The 4571-nt window shown below is 64.5% G+C and carries 5 protein-coding genes and 1 tRNA gene; 4 read left to right on the top strand and 2 right to left on the bottom strand.

The window, feature by feature from the left end; translation table 11 throughout:
• Positions 1–320: 320 nt before the first annotated feature.
• Positions 321–395: transfer RNA gene (locus WA702_RS08790), tRNA-Gln, on the bottom strand.
• A 280-nt stretch (positions 396–675) separates the two neighbouring features.
• Here WA702_RS08790 and WA702_RS08785 point away from each other — a divergent pair.
• On the top strand, positions 676–2454 hold the full coding sequence (locus tag WA702_RS08785; RefSeq protein ID WP_425110132.1) for an acyl-CoA dehydrogenase: 1779 nt from the start codon (positions 676–678) through the stop codon (positions 2452–2454).
• A 686-nt stretch (positions 2455–3140) separates the two neighbouring features.
• Positions 3141–3356 carry a hypothetical protein gene (locus WA702_RS08780; protein ID WP_425110133.1) on the top strand — a complete coding sequence of 72 codons (216 nt, stop codon included), beginning with the start codon at positions 3141–3143 and terminating at the stop codon, positions 3354–3356.
• 223 nt (positions 3357–3579) lie between these two features.
• On the opposite strand, the gene WA702_RS08775 is transcribed toward WA702_RS08780, so the two are convergent.
• On the bottom strand, positions 3580–3813 hold the full coding sequence (locus WA702_RS08775; RefSeq protein ID WP_425110131.1) for a hypothetical protein: 234 nt from the start codon (positions 3811–3813) through the stop codon (positions 3580–3582).
• Here WA702_RS08775 and WA702_RS08770 point away from each other — a divergent pair.
• Together WA702_RS08770 and WA702_RS08765 are read left to right on the top strand one after the other, a co-directional pair.
• A complete protein-coding gene (locus tag WA702_RS08770; protein WP_425110130.1) occupies positions 3791–4003 on the top strand; it encodes a hypothetical protein in 213 nt (70 codons plus the stop codon). The two genes, WA702_RS08775 and WA702_RS08770, sit on opposite strands and share 23 nt — an antisense overlap.
• A gap of 356 nt (positions 4004–4359) precedes the next feature.
• Positions 4360–4571: hypothetical protein (locus WA702_RS08765; RefSeq protein ID WP_425110129.1), on the top strand; the 212-nt coding region annotated here is incomplete at its 3' end.

The raw sequence follows: 4571 nt of genomic DNA, 5'->3' as shown, positions 1-4571 counted from the left end.
GCCTCGGCGTCCCTCGACGCCAAGGCCACGAGTCGCCGCGCCGTTCGCCTGCCGTGACAAGCCAGCCGCCGTCGCAATCTGGTCGATCGTCATGGGCTCGGACGCAACGAAGGTGAGGTCGCAACCAAGCCGCAGCAGTGCGGTCATGGGGCTGAGAAGAGCATTCGATCCAGCGTCCCAGCCCCGCTCCAGGGTCCGGTCGAATTTTAGCCGCGACCAGGAAGCGCCGGGCGAAAATACCCATTCAGAATGCGCCGGAGACTTCGAGTCAGAATCATAACGTCGCGAGCGGGTAAACGGCTGAATCCTATAGAATAATCTGGCTGGGGCGGGAGGGATCGAACCTCCGTATGGCGGAATCAAAATCCGCTGCCTTACCGCTTGGCTACGCCCCATCAGGCGGACCGGACGCGAACCCCAAAAGGCCCGCCGATTCCGGCTCGGTGCCGGTGGTCTACAGACCGCGGCCCCCCATTTCAACTGCTCCGCCGGCGGAATTTCGCACCGCCCTCGCCTGCTTTGCAGCTCGCCGGTATTCGCCAGCCGCCGCAAGACGTTGCAGTCATGGCCTGACCTTCGCGCGACAGTTGAGGGCCGGGCAATTTCATGGGATGACGGCAGCCACACTCCAGACATCGCCCAAAACACCGTCCAAGAAACCGCCGAGGAAGCGTCATGATCTACCGCGCGCCCATCAACGACATCCTGCTCGCCCTCAACCATGGCGCCGGCCTGAAGGCTGCGGTCGAGGCCGGGCATTACGGCGATTTCGACGCCGACGTCACCGCCGCGGTGCTCGAGGAAGCCGGCAAGATCGCAAGTGACGTGCTGGCGCCGCTCAACCGCAGCGGCGACCAGCATGGCATCAAGCTTGCGGACAACAAGGTGACGACCGCGCCGGGCTGGCCTGATGCTTACAGGCGCTGGATCGAAGGCGGCTGGAACGCGGTCTCCGGCCCGGAAGAATTCGGCGGCCAGGGCCTGCCGCTCGCCATCAATGCCGCCTGCACCGAGATCTGGAGCGCGGCCAACATGGCGTTCGGCCTCTGCCCGCTGCTGACCCTGTCGGCGATCGAGGCGCTCGATGCCCATGGCAGCGACCAGCTGAAAAAGATCTATCTGGCCAAGCTGGTCTCCGGCGAATGGACCGGCACCATGCAGCTCACCGAGCCGCAGGCCGGCTCGGACGTCGGTGCGCTGCGCACCCGCGCCGACCGCGCTGATGATGGCAGCTACCGCATCAAGGGCTCGAAGATCTTCATCACCTATGGCGACCACGACATGACCGATAACATCGTGCATTTCGTGCTCGCGCGGCTGCCGGATGCGCCGGTCGGCACCAAGGGCATTTCCCTGTTCCTGATTCCGAAATTCCTCGTCAACGCCGACGGCTCGCTCGGCGCGCGCAACGACATCTATCCCAGCGGCGTCGAGCACAAGCTCGGCATCCATGCGTCGCCCACCTGCACCATGACGATGGGCGATCATGGCGGCGCGATCGGCTACATCGTCGGCGAAGAGAATGCCGGCATGCGCGCCATGTTCACGATGATGAACCAGGCGCGCCTGGCGGTTGGCCTCGAAGGCGTCGGCATCGCCGATCGCGCCTTCCAGCAGGCGCTGAGTTATGCACAAGAGCGCAAGCAGGGCCGCCCGGTCGGCAGCAAGAGCGGCGGCTCTGACGCCATTATCAATCACCCCGACGTCAAGCGCATGCTGCTGCAGATGCGGGCGCTGACCGCAGCCTCGCGTTCGATCTGCTACGCCACTGCGGTGGCGCTCGATATCGCGGCGCGGGCCAAGGACGAGAAAGTGCGCAGCGATGCCGCCGCGCGCGGCGCGCTGCTGACGCCGATCGCAAAGGCGTTCTCGACCGATATCGGCAACGAGGTCGCTTATCTCGGCGTGCAGGTGCATGGCGGCATGGGCTTCATCGAGGAGACCGGCGCGGCGCAGCATGCGCGCGACGCCCGCATCACCGCGATCTATGAGGGCACCAACGGCATCCAGGCGATCGACCTGGTCACCCGCAAGCTCGGCGTCAACAATGGCGCCTCGGTGTTCAAGCTGCTCGACGAACTCAATGAGGTCGTCCGCAAGGTCGAGGCCTCGAACGATCCGGCGTTTGGCTTGACCGGGGCCAAGCTGCGCGATGCGCTCGGCTCGCTCGATCGGACCAGCCGCTGGCTGCTCGAGAAGCTGGCCTCGAACCCGACCGACGCGCTCGCCGGCGCCACACCCTATCTGCGCCTGTTCGGCTCCGCGCTTGGCGGCTGCATGCTGGCGAGCGAAGCGCTCGCCGCACGAGCCGAGAACGAGTCTGACGCCGCGCGTCACGTGGCACTGGCCCGCTTCTTCGCCGAGGCCGTTGCGGTGCAGGCGCCATCCCTGGAAAAGACCGTCACCGACGGCGCCGACAGCATCGCGGCGGCAGATGCGGTGTTGCTGGGGTGAAGCAAGGCGGCCGCCATCCACTCCGCTGGATCCTCCGCAAAAGCGGAGGATCCAGTACGCCGCGGCTTCTCGATCATGACAGCCGTCTCCGGTTACTGGATCGCCCGCCGGAGCCTGTAATCGGGCTCGCCAAAGGCGAGACCCGGTGGCTCCGATATCCATGCGGCGCGCGTCCGCTGTGACGCAGCCCCCTGTGATGTCCAGCGCCAGTGATCTGAAGCAGAAGTTCGCATCATGATATGTGTGAGGCCTACGTCAGCGAAGGCTCCTTCACCATTGGTGGCATCGTCCCCATCATCACCTAATCCGACGGCGCCACCGAAACCGAGACATCGGGCAGCCAAGAGCGCGAACGCGCCCAGCAGCCAGGCGCCACAGACCTACACCACGTAAGGCACCTCGGCGCTGACGAGCAGCAGCGCGCCCCTGCTTCAAGCTTGACGTGGTCAGTTCCCGTGTTGGAACCGGCGCTGAGGATTTGGCCAAACGTGCTGCAAGAACTCGGACGCGCGAAGGTTAGCTCCGTTGGTGACACTGCGAAGCCACACTGTCCTCAGACTTCGCGCGAAGCATCATTGTTAATTTGCGCTGCCCACACGATTCAGACCTGTTGTCGGACGGGTTGATATGGCGGGGGTAAGTCAATGTTGCGGAGCGTGATCGGCGCAGGCGTGCTGATTTTGGCAATGGGCTCGGGGCTCCAGGCAGCTAACGAGCTGGGGCAGGACCAGCGGATCTCATGTTCGGAGGTTCGATATTATGTCGAGAAATATACCGCGGCGGTGGCTGAGAGCTATGCGCGCAGCCAGGGCGCAACGGATGCGCAGATCAACCGGGCGCGTCGCTGCTTGACAGTCAATCATTTCCGACGGGCTGAGCGATGGCGGGCCTCCACGGAGTAACAGGCTCCAGTGAAAGCGGTGCGCAGGGCGGGTTCGCGTCAGCGCAATCCGCAACCTTCTATGACAGGTGCACGTGGCGGATTACGCTCCGCTAGTCCGCCTACGGCCTACGAGCCGTAGCACGGGATCGTGACACAATCAGCAACCCATCTGTACGCCTGCTCTTAACGACTTTTGCGTTGAAGGGATGCGATTGCCGTACCGTCAAGCGCCCTCATCTCCTCTACGCAGGCATCACCATGTCGATCAGCTCCGTCAGTTCGATTATTACCCCGAGTTCGACCCAGTCGAGCTCGGGCACGTCGTCGACGTCCTCGTCTACGTCTTCAACCTCGTCGACGTCCTCGACCGACGCGACGTCGTCGACCTCCTCCGCATCGTCCTCCTCCGGCAGCAGCAGCGCATCGGGCGGCAGCGGCTCCTCGTCGAAGACGGTGGTCAGCGAGGTCTCGATCACCCTCGATGGCATCACCATCACGACCATCACCTATTCCGACGGCACCTCCGAGACCGAGAAATCCGGCAGCGCTGAGAGCGCCAGCTCGTCGAACAGTCAGCCCCAGACCTACAATGCGCAGGGGGCGCTGCAGGGCGGCAGCGCCTCGAGCACTGCTGGCGCGACCAGCACGGCCAGCGCCGGCACTTAAGTTCGATTGACCGTCGGCCTCTCCGTCAGGTGACGCGGGACCTGATTTCAATCGAATGGGCTGCCGCTTCTCAGGCGGCAGCCCAATTTTTTTGGCCTCCGGCGCGCGCCAATTTGTAATTTTTTATTGCTCGCCATGCGCGCCACGATGGCAAGCGCGCCATGCAGAGCCGCCAGCCATCAATCGCGCGGCGATACGTCACCGTTGCGTGAGTCTCGCGCGCCATCGGTTGCAAGGCGGCCCGTCTCGGTGTCTCTCGAATTGATCATCGTCATGACATCGGACTTGCCATGGAACAGATTCACGCAGCCGGGTCAGCCTCGCACGCGCACCATGAAGCCGGAACCTGCGTCCACATGCGTCGTCGCGCGGCGGTGTTGCGTCCCGCGGCATTGACGACCTCCAAGCTTGCCGCGATCGGCATCGCCATCGCGCTCACGCTGTCGGCCTCGCCGCCCGCGCTGGCCCGCGGCGGTTTCGGCCATCTCCGACACCCCGGCGGCCTTGGTCACATCGGACATGGCAGGAGCACCGAGGGCGGCCGCGCCGCGATCGTGACGCCGGCCTA

The sequence above is a fragment of the Bradyrhizobium sp. genome, assembly GCF_049798375.1.
Lineage (GTDB): Bacteria > Pseudomonadota > Alphaproteobacteria > Rhizobiales > Xanthobacteraceae > Bradyrhizobium.
Note: the sequence above shows the minus strand (reverse complement) of the source record. Positions and strands in the feature narration are given on the sequence as shown.

Coding starts and splice junctions, on each gene's coding strand:
- WA702_RS08785 (WP_425110132.1), top strand. CDS start 676: ATGATCTACCGCGCGCCCATCAACGACATCCTGCTCGCCCTCAACCAT.
- WA702_RS08780 (WP_425110133.1), top strand. CDS start 3,141: ATGGGCTCGGGGCTCCAGGCAGCTAACGAGCTGGGGCAGGACCAGCGG.